Here is a 20,309-nt window from a genome sequence, read left to right on the forward strand (position 1 = left end):
CATTGTTCGATTTTTCATGACGATAAGGATTTGCCACTTGAATGGCCAAAACAAGTGAAGTTTTATGGCACTAAGACCAAAGAAAAATTGGGCCTAAAATGAGCTTCCGACTCCCCCCCCTGAATTGGATCAGGGCCTTCGAGGCCAGCGCCCGGCATAATAGCTTCGCGGCCGCCGCGCGTGAGTTGAACCTGACCTCCACCGCGATCAGTCACCAGATCCGCTCGCTGGAACAACAGGTTGGCCATCCGCTGTTCGAGCGGCGGGCCCGGGGCGTACGCCTCACCGGCATGGGGGCGGCCTATCTGCCGGGCGTACGCGATTCCTTGGAGCAATTGTCGGCGACGACGATGAAGCTCTTCGGCCTGGGGGCCGGATCGGCCCTTACGGTCAGCGCGCCCTTGTCGTTCGTCACGCTGTTCCTGGCGCCGCGTCTGGCTGATTTCAGGAACCAGTACCCGAATGTGCCGGTACAGCTTTATTCGCTGGTCTGGCTGGATGCCGCGCTGAACGATTCCACCGATTTCGATATCCGGTTCGGCTCCGGGAACTGGCCCGGCTATGCGGCGGAGCGGATCATGTACGACCATTCCGTCGTCGTCGTGCAGCGCTCGATCGCCGAATCCTGCGGCTACGATCCGGACCGGCTTCGCGACGCCGTCGCGAACAGCCCGCTGATCCACGTCATCGGCTATGAGGATCACTGGAAGAAGGCGTTCGAGACCCTGGGCCTCGCGGCGCCGACGATCGGGCGTTCCATGCGCGTCGATAATTCGCTGACCGCCTTGACACTGGTGGCCAACGGGGCGGGGGCGGCGATCGTCCTGCGCTCCCATGTCGTGGAGGCGGCGAAGACATTGCCGGTCGCCGCCCCCTTCGACTTCGCGCTGCCCTTGAAGGAGGCGCATTACCTGCTGACGCCGGAAAGCCAGAAGGAGACGAAGCCCGAGGCGGTCGTCTTCAAATCCTGGTTAACCACCCAGATCAAGGCCGCGCGCGAGACGGATTGAGGACATCGGGTGCCCCCGGGTCACCCCCGCCGAATGATCTCCGCCGCCCGCGCCGCCAGCATCATCACGGGCAGGTTCAGATTGCCGCTGACGATATTGGGAAAGGCGGCGGCATCGGCGACCCGTAGCCCCTCCACGCCCCGCACGCGCAAGTCCGGCGCCAGGACGCTGCCGTCCGGGTCGCGTCCCATCGCGCAGGTCCCGCACGGGTGGAACACGGTGCCCGTACGGCGCCGGATATCCTCGATCAACTCCCCTTCCGTGACGACGCCCGGCCCGGGCAGAAGTTCCTCCGCGATGACACCGGAGAAGGCCTTGGTGCCGGCCAGGCGGCGGATGAAGCGGACGGCCTCCAACATCTCCACCAAATCCTCCTCGGCCGCATAGACGTTCGGCCGGATCAGGGGCGGCGCCATCGGATCGGCGCTCGCAAGCCCGATCATGCCCCGGCTTCTCGGCCGGGTGTTCGACAGCCCCAGGGCGAAGGCGGGATAGGGGTCCGGTGTCAGCAACGGCCGGTTCAGATCCCGGGCCTTCAGCGTCGTGATCAGTTGCAGATAGAGTTGCATGTTCGGAAGCGCACGGTCCGGGGATGTCCGGAAGAACGCGCCCCCCTGATTGACCGACATCGCCAGCGGCCCTCTATGCCGCAGCAGATAGCGCGCGCCGTTCCAAAGACGCCGAAGGAGCGGCGCCAGTTCCTGGTTCAATGTCGGCACCGTCGACCGGTAATAGTAGTTCAGGCCGACATGGTCCTGAAGGTTGGCGCCGACATGCGGGTTATGTACGCGTACGGGAATATCCAGAGCGGCGAGATCCTCGCCGTTCCCGATACCGGACAATTGCAAAAGCTTCGGGGATTCGATCGCCCCGGCCGCGACGATGACCTCCCGCCGGGCGGTCAGCGGGATGCGCTCGCCGTCGCGTTCGACCTCCAGGCCGATGCAGCGCGCGCCGTCGAACCGCAAGGCCCGCACGCGGGCATGCAGCATGACCTCCAGGTTCGGCCGATGCATCACGGGGCGGAGGAAGGCTTCGGAGGCCGATACCCGCTTCCCGTGGCGGGTATTGATCCGGTAGAAGCCGACCCCTTCCTGGGTCTCGCCGTTGAAATCCGGATTGGGGGGCAGACCGATTTCCCGGCAAGCCTCGACGAACGTACCCGTCAGGGGATGCGCCATATCGTCGATCCGGGTAAGCGGCAGACCGTCCGATCCGTGTCCCGGGCGCGTCAGCGCCCGAAAGGCCTCCGCCATCGGCCCGGCGCCCCAGCCCGCCTCGCCGGTCGCGGACACCCAGTCCGCGAAATCCTCCGCCCGGCCGCGAATGCACACCATGGCGTTGATGGAGCTGGAGCCGCCCAGGACCCGCCCGCGCGGCCAATAAGCCCGCCGCCCGCCGAGCCCGGGATCCGGCTCCGCCTCGTAGCGCCAGTTCACCACCGGGTCGTGGAACAGGCGGCCATAGCCGATGGGCATGGAAATCCAAAACGACCGGTCCTGTCCGCCCGCCTCGACCACCAGGACGCGGGTCCCCGGCGTCTCGCTCAGCCGGTTCGCCAGAACGCTGCCCGCGGACCCCGCCCCCACGATAATATAATCAGCTTCCATCTCGACTGTCTCCGCAACCAACGCCCGGGATACGGGCGCGCGAAGACTATCGACATGTGCTATGGTTAAAACAAACGAAGGAAAACGACGCTCAGACCCAAAATCAATTACCCTTCATGGGATTAAGGGCAATTCCGGCGTGAACCCGCCTCAAACCCGTTCAATCACCATGGCGATGCCCTGGCCGACACCGATGCACATGGTGCACAGGGCATGGCGCGCCGCGCGCTTCTCCAACTCGATCAGGGCCGTGGTCAGCAATCGCGCACCCGACATCCCCAACGGATGGCCGAGCGCGATCGCCCCGCCATTCGGATTCACGTGATCGGCATCGTCCGGCACGCCCAGTTCGCGCAGCACGGCCAGACCCTGGGCGGCGAAGGCCTCGTTGAGCTCGATCACGTCCATCCGGTCGATCGTCATGCCGAGACGGGCAAGCAGCTTCGCGCTGGCCGGCGCCGGGCCGATTCCCATGATGCGCGGCGGAACGCCGGCCGTCGCCATGCCCAGGATACGCGCGCGGGGGGTGAGGCCATGGGCCTTCGCCGCCGCCTCCGAGGCGATCAGGACGGCGGCCGCCCCGTCATTGACGCCGGAGGCATTGCCCGCCGTCACGCTGCCGTCCCGCCGGAAGGGCGTCGGCAATTTGGCCAGCGCCTCAAGCGTGGTTTCGGGCCGAGGGTGCTCGTCGGTGTCGACGGTCACGGGGTCGCCCTTGCGCCGGGGAATCTCGACGGGGACGATCTCCTCCGCCAGACGCCCCGATTCCATGGCGCGGGCGGTGCGCTGCTGGCTGCGCAGCGCGAAGGCATCCTGATCCGCGCGGTCGATCCCATAGTCCATGGCGACATTCTCCGCCGTCTCCGGCATGGAATCGATGCCGTACTGGTCCTTCATCAATTTATTGACGAAGCGCCAGCCGATCGTGGTGTCGAATATCTCCGCCTTGCGGGAGAAGGGCTGGTCCGCCTTGCCCATGACGAAGGGGGCACGGCTCATGCTTTCCACCCCGCCGGCGAGGTACAGATCGCCGTCGCCCGCGCGGATCGCGCGCGCCGCCATGCCGATCGCATCCATGCCGGAGCCGCACAGACGGTTCAGCGTCGCCCCCGGCACCTCCGTCGGCAGGCCCGCCAGCAGGCTCGCCATGCGCGCGACATTGCGGTTGTCCTCCCCCGCCTGATTGGCGCAGCCAAAGATCGCGTCGTCCACCGCCCGCCAATCGACGGATGGGTTGCGCGCCATCAGCGCCTTGATCGGGACGGCGCACAGGTCGTCCGCCCGCACCGGGGCAAGCGCCCCGCCATAGCGACCGATGGGCGTGCGGATCGCGTCGCAGAGATAGGCTTCGGCCATGGTATCAGGTCTCCTTCAACATCTCGCGGGCGATGATCAACTGCTGGATCTGCGAGGTCCCCTCATAGAGCCGGAACAGCCGCACATCGCGATAGAAGCGCTCGACCGGATAGTCGGCCATATAGCCGGCGCCGCCGTGTATCTGGACGGCACGGTCCGCCACGCGGCCCACCATTTCCGAGCAGAACAGCTTGCAGCAACTCGATTCCAGCGTGACGGCCTGGCCCGCGTCGCGCTTGCGCGCCGCGTCCCGCACCATGGACGTCCCGGCATAAAGTTCGGTCCGGCTTTCCGCCAGCATGGCCTGGATCAACTGGAATTCCGCGATCGGCTGGCCGAACTGCTTACGCTCCCGGGCATAGGCGAGCGATTCGTCGAGCAACCGCGAGGCGGCCGCGCAACAGATCGCCGCGATATGAAGGCGCCCGCGATCCAGCACCTTCATCGCCGTCGCGAAGCCCCGCCCCGCGACGCCGCCGATGACGGCGGAGGCCGGCACGCGGCAATCATCGAACATCACGTCGGCGGTCAAGGTACCGCGCTGCCCCATCTTCCGGTCGGGCTTGCCGACGGTCAGGCCGGGCGTTCCCGCCGGGACGAGGAAGGCCGACACCCCCTTCGCCCCGCGAACCGACGGATCGGTCCGCGCCATCACCGTGAAGAGACCGGCGATCGGCGCGTTCGTGATATAGCGCTTGGTCCCGTTCAGCACATAGGAGTCCCCCTCCGGCCTGGCGGAGAGCGCGACGGCGGCGGCGTCGGAGCCGACATCCGGTTCGGTCAGGGCGAAGGAGCCGATCACCTCGCCCGAGGCGAGGCGCGGCAGCCACTCCGTCTTCTGCTCCGACGTCCCATCGATGATGATGCCTTGGGAGCCGATGCCGTTATTGGTTCCGATCAACGATCGGAAACAGGGCGAGGCCCGGCCAAGGGCGAAGGCAATCTCCACCTCCTCCGCCATCGATAGGCCGAGGCCGCCATGCGCCTCCGGGATCGACAGGCCGAAAAGCCCCAGATCGCGCATCTCCCGCACGATCTCCGGCGGGATCGCGTTCTCCTCCTCGACCCGGGGTTCGATGGGAATCAAGCGTTCATCGACGAACCGGCGAACCGTATCGATCAGATGGGTCAGGGTTTCCGTATCCAGTGCCAAGCCTCTGCCTTTCCTTGCTTCCGCGAGGACCCGCGCGTCAGGCGCCGGCCGCCTCACCCGCCTCCCCGATTTGGATGAGGATCTGCCCGGCGCGCACCGAGGTGCCGACCGCGCAGTCGATTTCCGCGACAATGCCATCGCGCGGCGCGGCGATCGGGGTCTCGAACTTCATCGCCTCGACGATGGCGAGCGTATCGCCGCGCGCCACGATATCGCCGACCGCCACCCGCAGCGCCACGACGACGCCCGGCATCTCCGAGGCAACGGCCCCATCACCGCCCGCCGCCCCGTCGAGCGCTTCCAGCGCGCGCTCCACCCGGGCGCGCGTGCCGGCGATGGCGATCTCGATCGCCTCGGCCCCGACGGCCGCGACCCAGGAACGACCGGCGAGCATGCCCCGCACCAGATCGCCGTCCCGATGCATCGTCACGCTTCGCAGCCGCACGGCCCCGGCCCCGGCCCCGCCATCCTCGCCACCAACATCGATGACGGCATATCCGGCATCGATCGCGCGAAACCGCGCGATCCGCCATTTTCCGTCCATGACGAACCCGACCCGCCCCATGGGCGCCACCGGGTCCAGCGCCCCGCGCCCCCCCCCGAGATCCCCCCCGATATCCCCAAGGCCGGGACCATGCCAGGGCGAGTTGGGCCCCTCCCCCACGACCGGACAGGCGAGCGCCGCCGCCGCGACGGCCAGAATGTCATGCGCGTCCGGCATCTCGACGAGGCGCGGCAGCGCCTCATCCACGAAACCGGTGTCCGCGCCATCCGCCTGAACCACCGGATCGGCGAGCAGACGGGCGAGGAAACCGTGATTGGTCGTCAATCCCAGGATCGCGGTTTCCGCCAAGGCCGCGCGCATCCGCGCGAGCGCCGCGTCGCGATCCGCGCCATGGACGATCAGCTTCGCGATCATCGGGTCGTAGTCCGGCGGCACGCTGCCGCCGGCGCGTATCGCGCTTTCCACCCGAACGCCCTCCGGCCAGCGCAGCGCGGCGACGGTCCCCGGGGCCGGGCGGAACGCCGCCGCCGGGTCCTCGGCATAAAGGCGGCATTCGATGGCATGACCGCTTGCCTGGATGGCCGCCTGCGTGCGCGGCAGCCCCTCTCCCGCCGCGATGCGCAATTGCCACTCGACCAGATCAAGTCCGGTGATTTCCTCCGTCACCGGGTGTTCGACCTGAAGGCGGGTATTCACCTCCAGGAAGAAGAAGGCGCCATCCGCGCCGACGATGAATTCGAACGTCCCCGCATTGCGATAGGCGATGGCGCGGGCGCCCCGCGTCGCCGCATCCAGCAGGCGGGCCCGCAGATCGTCCGACAGGAAGGCGGCCGGCGCCTCCTCCACCACCTTCTGGTGCCGTCGCTGGAGGGAGCACTCGCGCTCGTGAAGATGGACGACCTCCCCCGTCCCATCGCCGAAGACCTGCACCTCCACATGGCGGGGCGCCGTCACATAGCGTTCGACCAGAAGGCGCCCATCGCCGAAACCGGACCGCGCGGTTCGGATGGCGGAATCGATGGCCGCGCGTCCGTCGCCGGAGCGGATGACGGCCATGCCCTTGCCCCCGCCACCGGCGACCGGCTTGAGCAGCGCGGGAAAGCCGACCTCGGCCAGCGCCGCCTCGATCTCCACGGGATCGTCGCTCGCGCCTTCCGATCCGGGGACCGTGGGAACCCCGGCCGCCGCCATCAGGCGCTTGGCGGTCGCCTTGTCTCCCATGTCGGCGATGGTCTTGGGCGTCGGGCCGATGAAGGTAAGCCCGGCTGCCTCCACCGCCGCCGCGAAGGCGGCGTTCTCCGACAGGAACCCATAGCCGGGATGCACCGCCTCGCAGCCGGTATCGCGGGCGACGGTGATCAGCTTCTCCGCGTCGAGATAGGACTGCGCGGCCGCCGCCGGTCCGATCGGAATGCTGGCGATTGCACCGTCCAGATGCGGGGCGTCACGATCCGCTTCCGAATAAACGGCGACATAGTCGATGCCGAGACGCCGGCAGGTACGTGCGACGCGGCGGGCGATCTCGCCCCGATTGGCGATCAGGATACGTCGAAACATGGCCTACATCCGGAACACGCCGAAGCGCGTCTCCTCCTTCGGCGAGCCCGCCGCCATGGCGAGCGACAGGGTCAGCCAATCGCGCGTGTCCGCCGGATCGACGACCGCGTCGACCCACAGCCGCGCGGCGGCGTTGACCGGATGGCTCTCGCGCTCATAGGCGGCCAGGACGGGCGCCTCCATCGCGCGGCGGTCGGCGTCGGTGAAATCCTGACCCGCCTTGCGCATCTGTTCCTCGCGCACCAGGCCCAGGACGGTCGCCGCCTGCGCGCCGCCCATGACGGACGTCCGCGCGTTCGGCCACATCGCCATCAGGCGCGGCCCGAAGGCGCGGCCACACATGGCGTAATTTCCGGCCCCGTAACTGCCCCCGATCAACAGGCTGAATTTGGGAACGCGGGCGGTGGCGACGGCGTTCACCATCTTCGCCCCGTGGCGCGCGATGCCCCCGGCCTCGTAATCCCGTCCGACCATGAAGCCGCTGATATCATGCAGGAAAAGCAGGGGAATCTCGCGCTGGCAGCAGAGTTCGATGAAGTTCGCGGCCTTCTGCGCGCTCTCCGAGAAGAGCACGCCGTCATTCATCACGAGTCCCACCGGATAGCCGCCGACGGCCGCCGTGCCGCAGATCACCGTCGTGCCGTAGCGGGCCCGGTACTCGTCCAACCGGCCGGCGTCGATCAGGCGTTCCAGGATAGCGCGCGCGGGCATGCGCTGGCGGCTATCCACCGGGATCAGATCGGCGATTTCGGAAGCCGCGCGAAGCGGCGCCAGAGGGGCCAGGGGCGGCGGCGGCAAGGGGCGCGCCGGCCCGCGCGCCACGATCGCCCGCACCAGGGACAGCGCATGCAAATCGTCGCGCGCCAGATGATCGGCCACGGCCGATTGGCCGGTATGGACCGCCGCCCCGCCCAATTCCTGGGCGTCCACGACCTCCCCCGTGGCGGCGCGGACCAATTGCGGCCCGCCGAGATAGATCGTGCCGTTTCCCTCGACGATGACGGTCTCGTCCGCCATGGCGGGCACATAGGCACCGCCGGCGGTACAGGCTCCCATGACCGCCGCGATCTGCGGCAGGCCCAGGGCCGACATCTCCGCGATATTCCGGAAGATGCGGCCGAAATGATGCTCGCCGGGGAAAAGATCCTGCTGCATCGGCAGGAAGGCGCCACCGGAATCCACCAGATAGAGGGTGGGCAGACCGTTCTCCCGCGCGATCTGCTGCGCGCGGACCTGCTTCGCCACGGTGAGGGGATAGTAGGTGCCGCCCTTCACGGTGGCGTCATTGGCGACGACCATGACCAGCCGCCTCTCGACCATGCCGATCCCGGTCACGATCCCGGCGGAAGGAACAGGTTCCTCATAGATGTCGTGGGCAGCGAGTTGCCCGACCTCCAGGAAAGGCGTGCCGGGGTCCAGCAGGTGGGAGATACGCTCCCGCGCGGTCAGCTTGCCCCGCGCGCGGTGACGCGCCAGCGCCTTTTCCGACCCGCCGGCAAGCGCCACGGCGCGGGCCGCGCGAACGGGTGCGCGGTGACGTTCATAGCCCCCGGGCGGCGTGTCCGTCGCTTCCGTCGGTGCCGTGCCGTCCGGCGCGTGCGAGGGGTGGGTGGCCATCGCTAGGCTCCCGCCCCCTCCTCGACGACGGTAAGACGCAGCAGCCCGTTGCCGAGCGCCTTGCCGGTCTGGTCGAGACGCAAGGTCCGGGTCGCCCCGCCGCCCAGCGCGTTGCGCATGAGGACGACGACCGCCTCGATATTATCCATCGGATGGACCTCGACCTCGCCCTTCACCCAATCGCCCATCAACGCCTTGACGGCCGCCGGGGTGACGCTGCGCAGCAGGGTGGGATAGTCCTCGGGAGATTTGGCGATGACGCCGACGGAAATCACGTCGCCCTTGTCACCGGAACGAACATAAGCGATGTCGCGAAGTAACGGCACGGGTCAAGCCTCCAGAATATCGGTCGTTTGACGCACGAGGTCGCGGGACACCAGGGTGGGCCACAGGCCGAAGACGGGCCGGGCCTTCTGAGGCGCCCCGAAGGAGGTGCCGCCCGGCCCCATGATCCAGAGTTGCGAACAGGCGCGGCGCACCTTCTCCGCCTCGGCGCGATCCTCGGTATGGACCGCCACGCGCAGACCGACCTCCGATGGGTCGTAGTCCGGCCGGGGCGAGGCCGGGCCGTGCAGCATATCGACGCCGACCAGATCGAAATGCATCTGATCGGCCTTGAGGCCCAGCCGCTCGAAGCGCTGAAGCAGGGTTTCCCGCGCCTTTTCCGCGCGCTCCAAGGCATAGGGCCAGGGGAAGAACAGCATGCCTTCCCCGACCCATCCGTCCTCGTAGCCGATGACGAGCTTCAGACGTTCGGGACGCGGATGGCCGGTCATGTTGGACAGTCGCACGCGGTCCTTGCCCACCTCCTCGATCCGAACGGTCGTGAAGTCGGCGATACCGTCGGGCATCAGATATTGTTTCGGGTCGCCGATCTCATACGTCAGATGCTCCTTGACCGTGAAGGCGTCGACGCGCCCGCCGGTGCCCTCCAGCTTGGTCACGACGGCCGTGCCGTCCGCGTCGAACTCCACGATCGGGAAACCGACCCGGCCCATATCCGGCATCTCGTCGAACCGCGAGGACATGCCTCCCGTCGTCGCGGCCGCGCATTCGACCACATGGCCGATGGTGATCGCGGCGGCGATCCGGTCGGTATAGGCATCCTCGTAGCGCCAGCCGAACTCATGCATGAGCGGGCCGACATAGAGGGCGTTGTCCGATACGCGGCCCGCGATCACGACGTCCGCCCCCTCGGCGAGCGCCGCCTGGATGGCCGAACTGTCGGTGTAGGCATTGGCCGCGACGATGCGGTTACGGATGCCGGCCAGATTGGTTTCGCCGGTATCCATGTTCTCGAACGCCGCGCCGGAGCCGAGCATATCGTCGAGCGCGCCGAGAAGATCATCGCCTTCCACCACCGCGATGCGCATGCCGCCGAGGCCGAGTTCGCGGGCAAGTTCGCGGATACGCTCCGCCGCCGCGCGCGGATTGGCCCCGCCCCCGTTGCAGACGAGCCGCGTTCCCGAGGCATTCGCCAACGGCAACAGCGCGCGCATATGGGTGGGCAGATCGGGGATATAGCCCTTTTGCGGGTCCTTCAGCTTCTGGCGCTGGAGGAGCGCCATCGTCAGTTCCGCCAGATAATCCATCGACATGTAGTCGAGATTGCCACGCTCCAGCAATTCGACCGCGGGGTCGAGCGCGTCGCCCCAGAAGCCGGAGCCGGCCCCGATCCGTACCTGTCCACCCATATCCTGCACCATGCCTTTCCTGTTCCATCGAGCGTCGCGCCGGCCCGCGCGTCCACCGTCGGCATGATTACTATTTCGGAACCATGTTCCGCAAGATGGAAATTTGTTTGACGCTTCGGCGGCCCTTCCATACTCTTCAGCGCATCGGACACCGGACCGCGCACGCATGCGAAACCGGCGCCGCCGAAGGCAGGAGGACCGCCAAGCCATGCAGCCCGAAGGGGATAAGGACGACGCACCGCCCGTGCGCGTCCAGATCGCGGAAGGGCTCGCGCGGGTCACCCTGGACCGGCCCCACCGTCTGAACGCCATTTCCATCGACATGGCCAATCGGCTGACCGCGCTCTGGGAAGACCTCGATGCCGATGAGGCGGTGCGGGTCATTCTACTCGACGCGGCCGAATGCGACGCCTTCTGCGCGGGCATGGATTTGAAGGAAATGCATGCGCTGCGCGCCGCCGGCGACGATCCGTTGGCCCGGATGACCGATCCATTCCAGAACCGCATGCGCGCGGTCGCGAAACCCATCGTCTGCGCCCTATCGGGCGACTGCCACGGCGCCGGCGTCCTGCTGGCCATGGGCGCGGATATTCGCGTCGGCGTGGCCGGCGCGCGGATGGCGATCTCGGAAGCGCGGTTCGGGCGCGGCACCGGCTGGGCCGTCCCGCTTCTCTGGATGGTGCCTCAACCGATCCTGGCGGAGATGACGATGACCGGGAACCCCGTTTCGATGGAGCGGTTGGCACGCCATGGCTTCATCAATCATCTGGAGCCGGATGCCGATGCCGTCCGAGCCCGCGCCCGGGCAATCGCGGAACGGATCGCCGCCAATGCGCCGCTGTCCGTGCGCGCGGCCAAGGCCAGCCTCGCCGCCGGCATGGATCTCGGATGCGCCGCCGGTCTGGCGCGCGCGGCCGAAATCCACCGGCCCGTCTATGCCAGCGCGGATGCCAGCGAAGGCGCGCGCGCCTTCGCGGAAAAGCGCGCACCACGCTGGACCGGCCGATAACCCCTCGAACCCCGTATCGAATGACGGAGCCCTCATGATCGATCACCCCTTCCCGGAGCTGGAGGTCGGCCAGGTCAAGACCTCCCGCGGCCGGACCCTGACGGAAACCGATGTCGTGAATTTCTGCATGCTCACCGGCAACTGGCTGGAGATCCACGCCAATACGGAATTCGCGAAATCGGCGCTCTATGGCCAGCGCCTGGTCCAGGGTTCGCTTGTCTTCGCCATCGTCAATGCATTGATCCCGTTCGATTCGACCGTGGTCGAGGCCTTCTACGGCGTCGACCGTCTGCGCTTCCTGAAACCGAGCTTCATCGGCGACACGGTTTGGGCGCGCACGAAGATCATCGATCTTCGGGCGAAGAAGGACGGAGCCGGCGTCGCGGTCAGCGAGTTGCTGGGCGTCAATCAACGGCACGAAACGATCCTGCGCTGCGAATTCAGCCTTCTGATCCGCGGCCAACGGCTGGCCCCGACGGGGTCCGATCCCTTCTCAAGCATGGAGTTCCCGGAATCATGAACTTCCTCACCAGCGAACAGAAAACCTGGCGCGAGACCGTCGACCGCTTCATGGAGAACGAGATCACGCGCGAATATATTCGCGAGCACGACATGGAGCGCGCCTATCCCTACGAGGCCTATGAGCGGATCGCGGCCGAGGGCTGGCTGCGCCTTCTCATCCCGGAGGATCATGGCGGTTTCGGCGGCGACATCTTCGATTACGCGCTGATGTGCGAGGGGCTGGGCAAGTTCGGCTTCGACTTCGCGACCTCCGTCCTGGTGCCGACCTTCACGGCGATGAATATCGTCAAGTTCGGCACGGACGCGCAGAAGGAAGCCTATCTGGAACCCTTCATGAGCGGCGCGATCCGTTTCTCGATCTCGATCTCGGAGCCGAGCGCGGGCTCCGACGCGGCCGCCACCCGTACCCGCGCGCGCCGCGACGGCGATTCATACGTCATCAAGGGTCAGAAGCTGTGGTGCAGCGGCGCGGCGGCGCGCGACGTGAAGATCGCGATGCTGGTACGCACCGATCCCGACGCGCCGAAGCACAAGGGCCTGTCCGTCCTGCTGGTGCCCAACGACACCGAGGGGCTGGATATCCGCAAGCTGCCGACCCTCGCGCGGCGATCCACCGGCACGACGGAAATCTTCGTCGACGATGCCCGGGTGCCGGCCGCGAACCTGCTGGGCGCCGAGGGTCAGGGCTGGGAGATCATCACCGACCATCTGGAACTGGAACGCATCGCGGTCGCCGCCGCCTATGTCGGCAACGCGCAGACGGCCGTCGACGACGCGCTGCGTTATGCCCATGAGCGCAGCCAGTTCGACCGCCCCATCTTCGACTTCCAGGTCATCCGGCACATGCTGGCGGACATGCAGACCCAGGTCGATGCCGCCCGGCTGATGGTCTATCGCGCCGCGGAGATGGCCGCGCGCCACGATCCCTGCACCAAGGAGGTCGCGATGGCGAAGCTGTTCGCCTCGGAAACGCTGCAGACCGTCTCGCGCAACGGCATGCAGATCCTCGGCGGGCATTCGATGCTGCCGGAGGCGGATATGGAACGCTATTTCCGCGAAGGCATGCAATGCACCATCGGCGGCGGCACCTCGCAGATCCAGCGCGCGATTATCAGCAAGGCGATGCGTATTTGATGACGCCCGCCCTGTTCGAGCCGTTCCGGCTGCGCGACCTGACGCTGCGCAACCGCGTCGCCGTTTCGCCGATGCAGACATATTCCGCGCCGGACGCGCTGGCCGGTGCCTGGCACCGGGTCCATCTGGGCCGCTTCGCGCTCGGCGGGGCGGGGTTGGTGATGGTGGAGGCGACGGCCGTCACGCCCGACGGGCGTTCCACCGCCTTCGACCTGGGCCTATGGAGCGACGATCAGGAAGCGGCCCTCGCCGCCCTGGTGGAGACCATCCATGCCGGCGGCGCGGCGGTCGGCCTGCAGCTTCAGCATGCGGGGCGAAAGGCCGGCACCGCCCCGCCTTGGGACGGGTTCGCGCCCGTCCCGCTCGCGCCCGGGCAGATCGTGCACGGCCCCGACGACCGCCCGGCCAGCGCGGGCGGGCATGCGCCGGCACCGCTGGACGAGACGGACATGGCGCGCCTGATCGACGCCTACCGGGACGCGGCGCGCCGCGCCGACCGCGCCGGGGTCGACATGGTCGAGATTCATATGGCGCACGGCTATCTGCTGCACAGCTTCCTGTCCCCACTCTCCAACGGCCGAACGGACGAGCATGGCGGCCCCCTCGACAACCGTCTTCGTTTTCCCTTGGCCGTGGTCGAGGCCGTGCGGGCCGCCTGGCCGGAGCATAAGCCGCTCGCCTGCCGGATATCGGCCGTCGACGGGGTCGATATCGGCTGGACGATCGAGGAGTCGGAATATCTCGCACGCCGTTTGAAGGCGGCGGGCGTCGATCTGATCGACTGCTCCTCCGGCGGAATGACTTTACCCCGGAAGGAGATGCTGCTGCCGCGCGTGCCGGGTTTCCAGGTGCCCTTCGCCGAGAGACTGCGCAAGACGGTGGCGGTACCCACCATGACGGTCGGTCTGATCACCGCCCCGCGTCAGGCCGAGGACATCGTCCGCGACGGCCGCGCCGATCTGGTCGCGATCGGCCGGCAGATGCTGGTGAACCCGAATTGGGCGAATGATGCCGCCACGGCGCTGATGGGGACGAAGGGCTATGCGCTCTGGCCGAGGCCCTTCGGCTGGTGGCTTGCCCGGCGGGAACGCGCCGCGCATATCCGGGGCTGACTCTTTCCGATCCTATCCGGGTTCGCTCTCAGGGTTTCACGAGTTCGGACCGAACCCGTCGCGCTATCGCGCGTCCCCCCTGGCATTCCCCTCGGCGTCCTCATTGGTGGCGACTTCGGCGTGCCGCGCCGTCGATCCACGCAGCCAACTCATCGCGGCGACGGCCGCGAAGACGATGACGCCGGCCGCATCCGTCCAGATCGCCGGATAGAACAGCATCCCGCCCCCGACATAGAGCATGATGCGCATCGGCCATGTCGCCCGGCCGAGCAGATAACCGGCCGAGGCGCAGGTGATCGACACCACGGCCAGACAGGTCGCGGCCGTATCGTAAATCACGTCGAACGCCGTCCCCTCCATCAGGACGCCCGTGCGGAAGATGAAGAGGAAGGGAATCAGATAGAGCGCGATCGCCATCACGACCGCGTGCCCCGCGACCTTCCAGAAATTCTCCCCCGCGATCGTCGCCGCCGCGTAGACGCTGGCGCAGACCGGTGGCGTTATCGCCGACATGATCGCGAAATAGAAGATGAAGAGATGGGCGTTCAGCGGCTCTATCCCCAGATTGATCAGGATCGGTCCCGCGACCGCGGAGGCGAGGATATAGGAGGCCGTGGTCGGCACGTCCATGCCCAGCAGGATCGCCAGAACCGCCGTCAGGATCAGCACCAACACCAGATTCTCGCCCGACAGAGAGAGGATGAAGCCGGATATCTTCACGCCCGCGCCGGTCGCCGTCAGCACCTTCACCACGATCGCGGCGCAGGCCAGAAGGACGGCCACCATGGCGATCGCCTTGCCGCCGTCGTAAAGCCCTTCCAGGATTTCACCGAGAAGCGTGCGGTAGGTCCCGATCAAGCCGCGCGGCCCTTCCTGAAGCAGGCATCGCACGGTCCGGACGACCAGCAGCGTCCCCAGCAGCACGAAAACGGCGACCGACCCGGCGAGCGTCGGCGTGTAATCCATCGCCAGCAGGGCGATCAGGCTGACCACCGGCAGATACATCGGCAGCGCGGTATAGGGATCGACCAGTTCGCGCCAATGGGGCATCTCGCTCGCCGCCAGGGGACGGATGTCGAGGCGCCGCGCGCTCATCCCGACGCTGAACCACAGCACGGTGAAATAGAGCAGCGCCGGAATAATGGCGGCCGTCATGACCTGGGAATACGGGATATTCAGGATTTCGGCCATGATGAAGGCGCCCGCGCCCATGACCGGCGGCATGATCTGCCCCCCGGCGGAGGAGACGGCCTCGATCGCGGCGGCGAAACTGCCGCGATAGCCCGCGCGGCGCATGGTCGGAATAGTGACCGGCCCCATGGCCATGACATTGGCGACGGCCGAGCCCGTGACCGTGCCGAACAGCGCCGAGGACACGGTGCAGACCTTGGCCTGGCCGCCATAGCTGCGCCCGGCGATGATGGTGGCGAGCTTGATGAAGATTTCCGTCGCGCCGGTGCTGAGCAGCAGCGCGCCGAGGATGATGAAGATCGCGATCACCCGCGTGCCCATATCGACCATGTAGCCGAAGATGGTCTCGGTCGAGGCGTAATAGGTCTCGATGAAGGTCAACAGCGAGACCGGCGGCGGCTGCCACGTCCCGTCGATCACCTGATGACCGAACAGGTAATAGATGATGCCGAGCAGGGCCAGCAGCGGCAGGAACCAGCCGATCGTCCGGCGCGCGGCCTCCAGCACGATCACGACGGCCGCCATGCCGAGAAGCCGGTCCCACCAGGTCAAGTCGACCATGAAGTCCGAAAGCCGCGTGGCGCCGAGCGCGACGTGGAAACATACGTAATAGCCGGCCAGCGCCAGCATGATGCTGGCCAGATCCGCGAGCAGCGGGTGTTTCCCGTCCCCGGCGCGCAACCGGATGATCAGGAAGATCGACCCGAGGCCAAGCCCCAGGAAGATGCCGCGCTGAATCAAAGGCTCCAGGGAGCCGAAGAAGGCGGTATAGGTCTGGAAGACGGCGTATGCGACCAGGATCAGCCGAAGCACGCGGTCGATGCCGGAATGGAGACGGCGCTCAGGCAGGTTCTCCGCCATATCGATACCCTGGCACTATGCTTGTTCGCGGGACAACGCGGGTAGGATGCGATGGCCGACCGCCCGGCCCGTTGCAAAGGCCGGGCGGTCGGTTCATCGACGCTTGGGCGCGCTTACTGCGCCGCTTCCCAATAGGACATCGCCCCCGGATGGACGGCAATGCCGATATCGCGGGTCGACAGGATCGACTGGCGGAAATCGTAGTCCTTGAGCTGCGGCCACACGTCGATCAGGATTTGCTTCTTCTGATCGATCGCCTGGGCGATCTTACGCGCGGTGTCCTCGTCCATCAGGGAGAGACGGGTCGCGTAGACGATCGGCACGGACGGGGTAACGACCTCCGGATTTCCTTCGATGAAGTCCGCCGGCAGGGTGGTGAAGCCGACGCCGGGGATGTTTTCCTTCACCATCTTCTGCTCCTCCGGGGAGAAGCCGAGGATACGCATATCCACCGAGGTCAGCAGTTCCTGAAGCGTCGCGTCCACCCGGTTGGCGGCCGCGTACTTGCTGTAGCCGACGATCTGCTCGTTCCGGACCGCCTCGATCGCATCGGTGATCGTGCCGTAGATATAGTCGGGCTCCACCCCGAAGAGGGCGAGACTCTGCGTCATCAGCAATTCGCCGCCGCTGCCGCGAATGCCCGGCGCGAACGCCTTGCCGTCGAGTTCGGACAGCGTGGTGATGCCCGAATCCTCGCGCACCGCGACGTTGATGACCGAGTCGGAATAAGGGTAGAGCGCGACGAGATCGTCGACCGCCTTGCCCTCGAACTGGCCGAGCCCGTTGCGCGCCTGAACGAAAACGTCGCCCGCGACCAGGCCGAGATCGATTTCGCCACGGGTCAAACGGCGCACATTGTCGACGCTGGCCCCCGTCTCGATCACCGAAACGGTCATGTCGTCGTTATTGGCCTCGATCGCCTGCGCCATGCCGACGGCGATCTGATAGTGACTGGACGTCGCGTTCGTGGAGCCGAGCGCCAGCGTCTTCGAATCCGCGTTGGCCGCGTTGAACGTGCCGGCCGCGAGCAAAAGCGCCGCCCCGGAGATCGTATAGCCTAGTTTCTTGAGCACCTGTTTCCTCCCGTAGCTGATCGCAATCGGTTGCTTGGCTGTCTTATTCGTATCGGGCGCCGCGAGACACCCGCCACCCGTATTCACGTCCGCCACCCCGATCATCCGCCCAGATCATCCGCAACGGACGGCACGCGAACGCGACGACAGTGTTTTCGTTTTCCAGCGCCGGAACCATTGCATGAGGTCACGGAAGGACTCAAGCATTTTTTGGAATAGAATTCCGCATTGTGATTTTTCCTCGAAGCCTGCTACTGTCCGTATCGTTAAGGAGACCCGGATTTCCGATAGGGAGTGGATCGCATGGAAGCGAACGATATCGTCCTGTTCGACGTGGCGGACGGCATCGCGGAGATAACCCTGAACCGGCCGGAACGGCGCAACGCCCTGTCCGTCGCCGCGGCCGAGCGACTCCACGATCTGTGGGAAACGGTCGACGCGCGCGACGATATCCGCGTGGTGATCCTGACGGCGGCCGCCTGCGGCACCTTCTGCGCGGGCATGGACCTGAAGGAGGCGAGCGAGTTGCGACAATCGCGCGGCGTGGACGTCCTCACCCTCCTGCGCGACCCTTTCCACCAACGCATGCGCGCGGTTCGCGTGCCGATCATCGCCGCCATGACCGGACATTTCGCGGCCGGCGGCTTCATGCTTTCCCTCAACGCCGACATTCGGGTCGGGCTGTCCGGGACCCGGGGCGGCATCACGGAGACGAAACGGGGGCGGGGTTCGCCCTGGGCCATGCCGCTATTGTGGCAATTGCCCCAGCCGATGCTGATGGAAATGGTCCTGACCGGCGACCTTCAACCGATCGAGCGGCTTCACGCGCTGGGCTTCGTCAACCATGTCGAGCCGGACCTGGAGGCGGTTCGCGCACGCGCACGCGTCCTTGCGGAAACCATCCGTGACAACGCGCCCCTTTCCGTCATGGCCGGCAAGCAATCGATCCTGAAGACGATGGATGTCGGTTGCGCGGCCGGTCTTGAGCACGCACAACAGATATACGAACCTGTCTATGCGAGCGAGGATGCGCAGGAGGGGCCCCGCGCCTTCGCCGAGAAACGCCAACCGGTCTGGAAAGGCCGATAACAACCGACGGGACCGGACCACCCGCCGGATTGTTCATCGAGGATTCCCCCGCATGCCAGCAGCGAATACCCCGGCGAATCCCGCGAAGGATCGCCCAAAGGATAGCAAGGAGACGTCGGAATCGACCGAGGTGGTTTCGCTAACGCGCGGCCTGGCGGTCCTGCGTGCCTTCCATGCGATCGACGCGCCGCTCGGCAATAAGGAGATCGCCACCCGAACGGGTCTCGCCAAGGCGACCGTCGCGCGGCTGTCCTACACGCTGGCGCAGATGGGGTACTTGCGGCAGGTCGGCCCGCACGGCCAGTACCATCTGGGCGACAAGGTCACCCATCTGGGCCATGCGCTGTTGCGCAGCCTGCCGGTGCGTCGGGTGGCCGAGCCGCTGATGCAGGCGCTCGCCGACAAGCATGAGATGTCGGTCGCGCTCGGCATCGGCGACGGTACCCGCATGATCTATCTCCACTATTGCTCCGGGCCGGAGACGGTGACGATGCGATTGCGCGTCGGCTATCTCGTGCCGATGGCCAGGACCGCGATGGGGCGGGCCTATCTCTGGGCGCTCGATGACGAACGCCGCCGCGAGTGCATCGCGGCGATAAGGGCCGAGGCCGGCGAGGACGCGGACAGCGTCGAGGACGAGCTTCGCACGGAACTCGCGGCCGTGGAGGAACGCGGCTTTTCCGTCTCCTTCGGCTCGTGGCGGCGGGAGATATTCGCCGTCGGCGCGCCCGTCTGGCTCGACCAGGGCGACACGATCCTGGCGCTGAATTGCGGCGCGCGGCGCCTGGGCATGGATCGCACGAAGTTCCACGAGACCCTGGGACCGGAGTTGCTGACAGTGTCGAGCGAGATCAGCCGACGCATGGATCAAGTCGGCGCCACCTTCTGGAACGAATGACGATGAAGGGGGACAGGACCAACCAATCGAACAAGGGGCACCCGAGCGAGGCCGGCGGCGAGGACGAGCCGCCGCGCACGCGCGTACGCCGCCGCCGGCAAAGCGGAATCGTCGCCAAGGACCGCGACTTCGTGAACGCGCTGGGCCGGGGCCTCCTGGTGCTGGAGGCGTTCGGCGCCTCCGAACAGGTCTGGATGAACGGGATGGAGGTGGCCGAGCGGGTCGATCTGCCGAAGCCGACCACGTCGCGCCTGCTGCAGACCCTGAAGTCGCTCGGCTATCTGCATTACTCGACGCGGCGACGGCAATATCGCCTCGGCACCTCGATCCTCGGCCTTGGTTTCGCCGCGCGCGAACCCTTCAGCCTGGGCGACCTGGTCCGGCCCTATCTGGCGGAACTGGCGGACAGCTTCAACGTGCATGCCTCACTCGCCGCGCGCGACCGGCTCGACGTCATCGAACTGGAGGTCTCGCACAGCACGAAGACGCTGATGACCCTCCGCCTCGAGGTCGGCTCGCGCATTCCGCTCGCCGGGACGGCGACCGGCCACGCCTTGATCGCCCCCCTGCCGGAAGCCGAGTTGACCTACCTCTACACCCTGCTGCGCGAACGCCATGCCAAGCATTGGGAGGAGATCAAGGCCAATATCGAGACCGGCCGCCGGGAGGTCGCGGCGCAAGGCTATACCTCCGCCCAGGCAAGCTGGTTCACCGATATCAACGGCGTCGCGGCACCGCTGGTCTTTCCGGGGGGGTCGCCGGTCTACGCGCTCGCCTGCGGGGCGCCGGCCCGGCACCTGAACGCCGCCCGGCAACGGGAGATCGGCCAGCGGCTGGTCGAGATGACGCGGGAGATCGAGCGACATCTCCAGGATGGCGACTTCCGCGACGACACGCACACGCCCTGAACCCGCATTC

At 66.8% G+C, this 20,309-nt stretch carries 17 protein-coding genes; 8 read left to right on the forward strand and 9 right to left on the reverse strand.

The features are described 5' to 3' along the window. Window positions 1–98: 98 nt before the first annotated feature. Window positions 99–1,010 carry a LysR substrate-binding domain-containing protein gene (locus tag KAJ83_RS10750; protein ID WP_210682069.1) on the forward strand — a complete coding sequence of 304 codons (912 nt, stop codon included), beginning with the start codon at window positions 99–101 and terminating at the stop codon, window positions 1,008–1,010. A 20-nt stretch (window positions 1,011–1,030) separates the two neighbouring features. Here KAJ83_RS10750 and KAJ83_RS10755 read toward each other — a convergent pair whose 3' ends face one another. The 7 genes from KAJ83_RS10755 to KAJ83_RS10785 all read right to left on the reverse strand — a co-directional run bounded on the left by KAJ83_RS10755 (window position 1,031) and on the right by KAJ83_RS10785 (window position 10,514). Then, window positions 1,031–2,620 carry a GMC family oxidoreductase gene (locus tag KAJ83_RS10755; RefSeq protein ID WP_210682070.1) on the reverse strand — a complete coding sequence of 530 codons (1,590 nt, stop codon included), beginning with the start codon at window positions 2,618–2,620 and terminating at the stop codon, window positions 1,031–1,033. A 150-nt stretch (window positions 2,621–2,770) separates the two neighbouring features. Beyond that, complete coding sequence (gene pcaF / locus KAJ83_RS10760; RefSeq protein ID WP_210682071.1) at window positions 2,771–3,976, reverse strand: 3-oxoadipyl-CoA thiolase; 1,206 nt, start codon at window positions 3,974–3,976, stop codon at window positions 2,771–2,773. Between the two features lie 4 nt (window positions 3,977–3,980). Further along, window positions 3,981–5,129 (reverse strand): acyl-CoA dehydrogenase family protein, encoded by a 1,149-nt coding sequence (locus KAJ83_RS10765; protein ID WP_210682072.1) that lies wholly within the window; start codon window positions 5,127–5,129, stop codon window positions 3,981–3,983. Window positions 5,130–5,166: 37 nt separating this feature from the next. Continuing rightward, window positions 5,167–7,191 carry an acetyl/propionyl/methylcrotonyl-CoA carboxylase subunit alpha gene (locus KAJ83_RS10770; protein ID WP_210682073.1) on the reverse strand — a complete coding sequence of 675 codons (2,025 nt, stop codon included), beginning with the start codon at window positions 7,189–7,191 and terminating at the stop codon, window positions 5,167–5,169. Window positions 7,192–7,194: 3 nt separating this feature from the next. Further along, window positions 7,195–8,808, reverse strand: coding sequence for a carboxyl transferase domain-containing protein (locus KAJ83_RS10775; RefSeq protein ID WP_210682074.1), 1,614 nt, complete (start codon window positions 8,806–8,808; stop codon window positions 7,195–7,197). A gap of 2 nt (window positions 8,809–8,810) precedes the next feature. Next, window positions 8,811–9,134, reverse strand: coding sequence for an AtuA-related protein (locus KAJ83_RS10780; RefSeq protein WP_210682075.1), 324 nt, complete (start codon window positions 9,132–9,134; stop codon window positions 8,811–8,813). A 3-nt stretch (window positions 9,135–9,137) separates the two neighbouring features. Next, window positions 9,138–10,514 carry an acyclic terpene utilization AtuA family protein gene (locus KAJ83_RS10785; protein WP_210682076.1) on the reverse strand — a complete coding sequence of 459 codons (1,377 nt, stop codon included), beginning with the start codon at window positions 10,512–10,514 and terminating at the stop codon, window positions 9,138–9,140. Window positions 10,515–10,710: 196 nt separating this feature from the next. Here KAJ83_RS10785 and KAJ83_RS10790 point away from each other — a divergent pair, with 196 nt between their 5' ends. The 4 genes from KAJ83_RS10790 to KAJ83_RS10805 are packed head-to-tail and all read left to right on the forward strand — an operon-like array spanning window position 10,711 to window position 14,279. After that, on the forward strand, window positions 10,711–11,511 hold the full coding sequence (locus tag KAJ83_RS10790) for an enoyl-CoA hydratase/isomerase family protein (RefSeq protein WP_210682077.1): 801 nt from the start codon (window positions 10,711–10,713) through the stop codon (window positions 11,509–11,511). A gap of 34 nt (window positions 11,512–11,545) precedes the next feature. Next, window positions 11,546–12,031, forward strand: a complete 486-nt coding sequence (locus KAJ83_RS10795) for a MaoC/PaaZ C-terminal domain-containing protein (protein WP_210682078.1) — start codon at window positions 11,546–11,548, stop codon at window positions 12,029–12,031. Then, a complete protein-coding gene (locus KAJ83_RS10800; protein ID WP_210682079.1) occupies window positions 12,028–13,167 on the forward strand; it encodes an acyl-CoA dehydrogenase family protein in 1,140 nt (379 codons plus the stop codon). The genes KAJ83_RS10795 and KAJ83_RS10800 overlap by 4 nt, the downstream gene beginning before the upstream one ends. Further along, on the forward strand, window positions 13,167–14,279 hold the full coding sequence (locus tag KAJ83_RS10805; protein ID WP_210682080.1) for an NADH:flavin oxidoreductase/NADH oxidase: 1,113 nt from the start codon (window positions 13,167–13,169) through the stop codon (window positions 14,277–14,279). Before KAJ83_RS10800 ends, KAJ83_RS10805 begins: the two co-directional genes overlap by 1 nt. A 63-nt stretch (window positions 14,280–14,342) precedes the next feature. Here the strand turns inward: KAJ83_RS10805 and KAJ83_RS10810 are convergent, their stop codons facing one another. Further along, a complete protein-coding gene (locus KAJ83_RS10810; protein ID WP_210682081.1) occupies window positions 14,343–16,331 on the reverse strand; it encodes a TRAP transporter permease in 1,989 nt (662 codons plus the stop codon). Between the two features lie 113 nt (window positions 16,332–16,444). Then, the gene (locus KAJ83_RS10815; protein ID WP_210682082.1) at window positions 16,445–17,404 is read right to left on the reverse strand and encodes a TAXI family TRAP transporter solute-binding subunit; all 960 of its coding nucleotides are present in this window, start codon (window positions 17,402–17,404) and stop codon (window positions 16,445–16,447) included. A gap of 303 nt (window positions 17,405–17,707) precedes the next feature. Between KAJ83_RS10815 and KAJ83_RS10820 the strand changes: the two genes are divergently transcribed. From KAJ83_RS10820 to KAJ83_RS10830, 3 genes are read left to right on the forward strand one after another with little or no spacing between them, the layout of a single operon-like run. Continuing rightward, the gene (locus KAJ83_RS10820; protein WP_210682083.1) at window positions 17,708–18,493 is read left to right on the forward strand and encodes an enoyl-CoA hydratase-related protein; all 786 of its coding nucleotides are present in this window, start codon (window positions 17,708–17,710) and stop codon (window positions 18,491–18,493) included. Window positions 18,494–18,545: 52 nt separating this feature from the next. Then, a complete protein-coding gene (locus KAJ83_RS10825; RefSeq protein WP_210682084.1) occupies window positions 18,546–19,391 on the forward strand; it encodes an IclR family transcriptional regulator in 846 nt (281 codons plus the stop codon). After that, window positions 19,388–20,299 carry an IclR family transcriptional regulator gene (locus KAJ83_RS10830; RefSeq protein WP_210682085.1) on the forward strand — a complete coding sequence of 304 codons (912 nt, stop codon included), beginning with the start codon at window positions 19,388–19,390 and terminating at the stop codon, window positions 20,297–20,299. The genes KAJ83_RS10825 and KAJ83_RS10830 overlap by 4 nt, the downstream gene beginning before the upstream one ends. Window positions 20,300–20,309 lie beyond the last annotated feature (10 nt).

The organism is Marivibrio halodurans, from assembly GCF_017963645.1.
In the GTDB taxonomy this organism is placed as follows: domain Bacteria; phylum Pseudomonadota; class Alphaproteobacteria; order UBA8366; family Aestuariispiraceae; genus Marivibrio; species Marivibrio halodurans.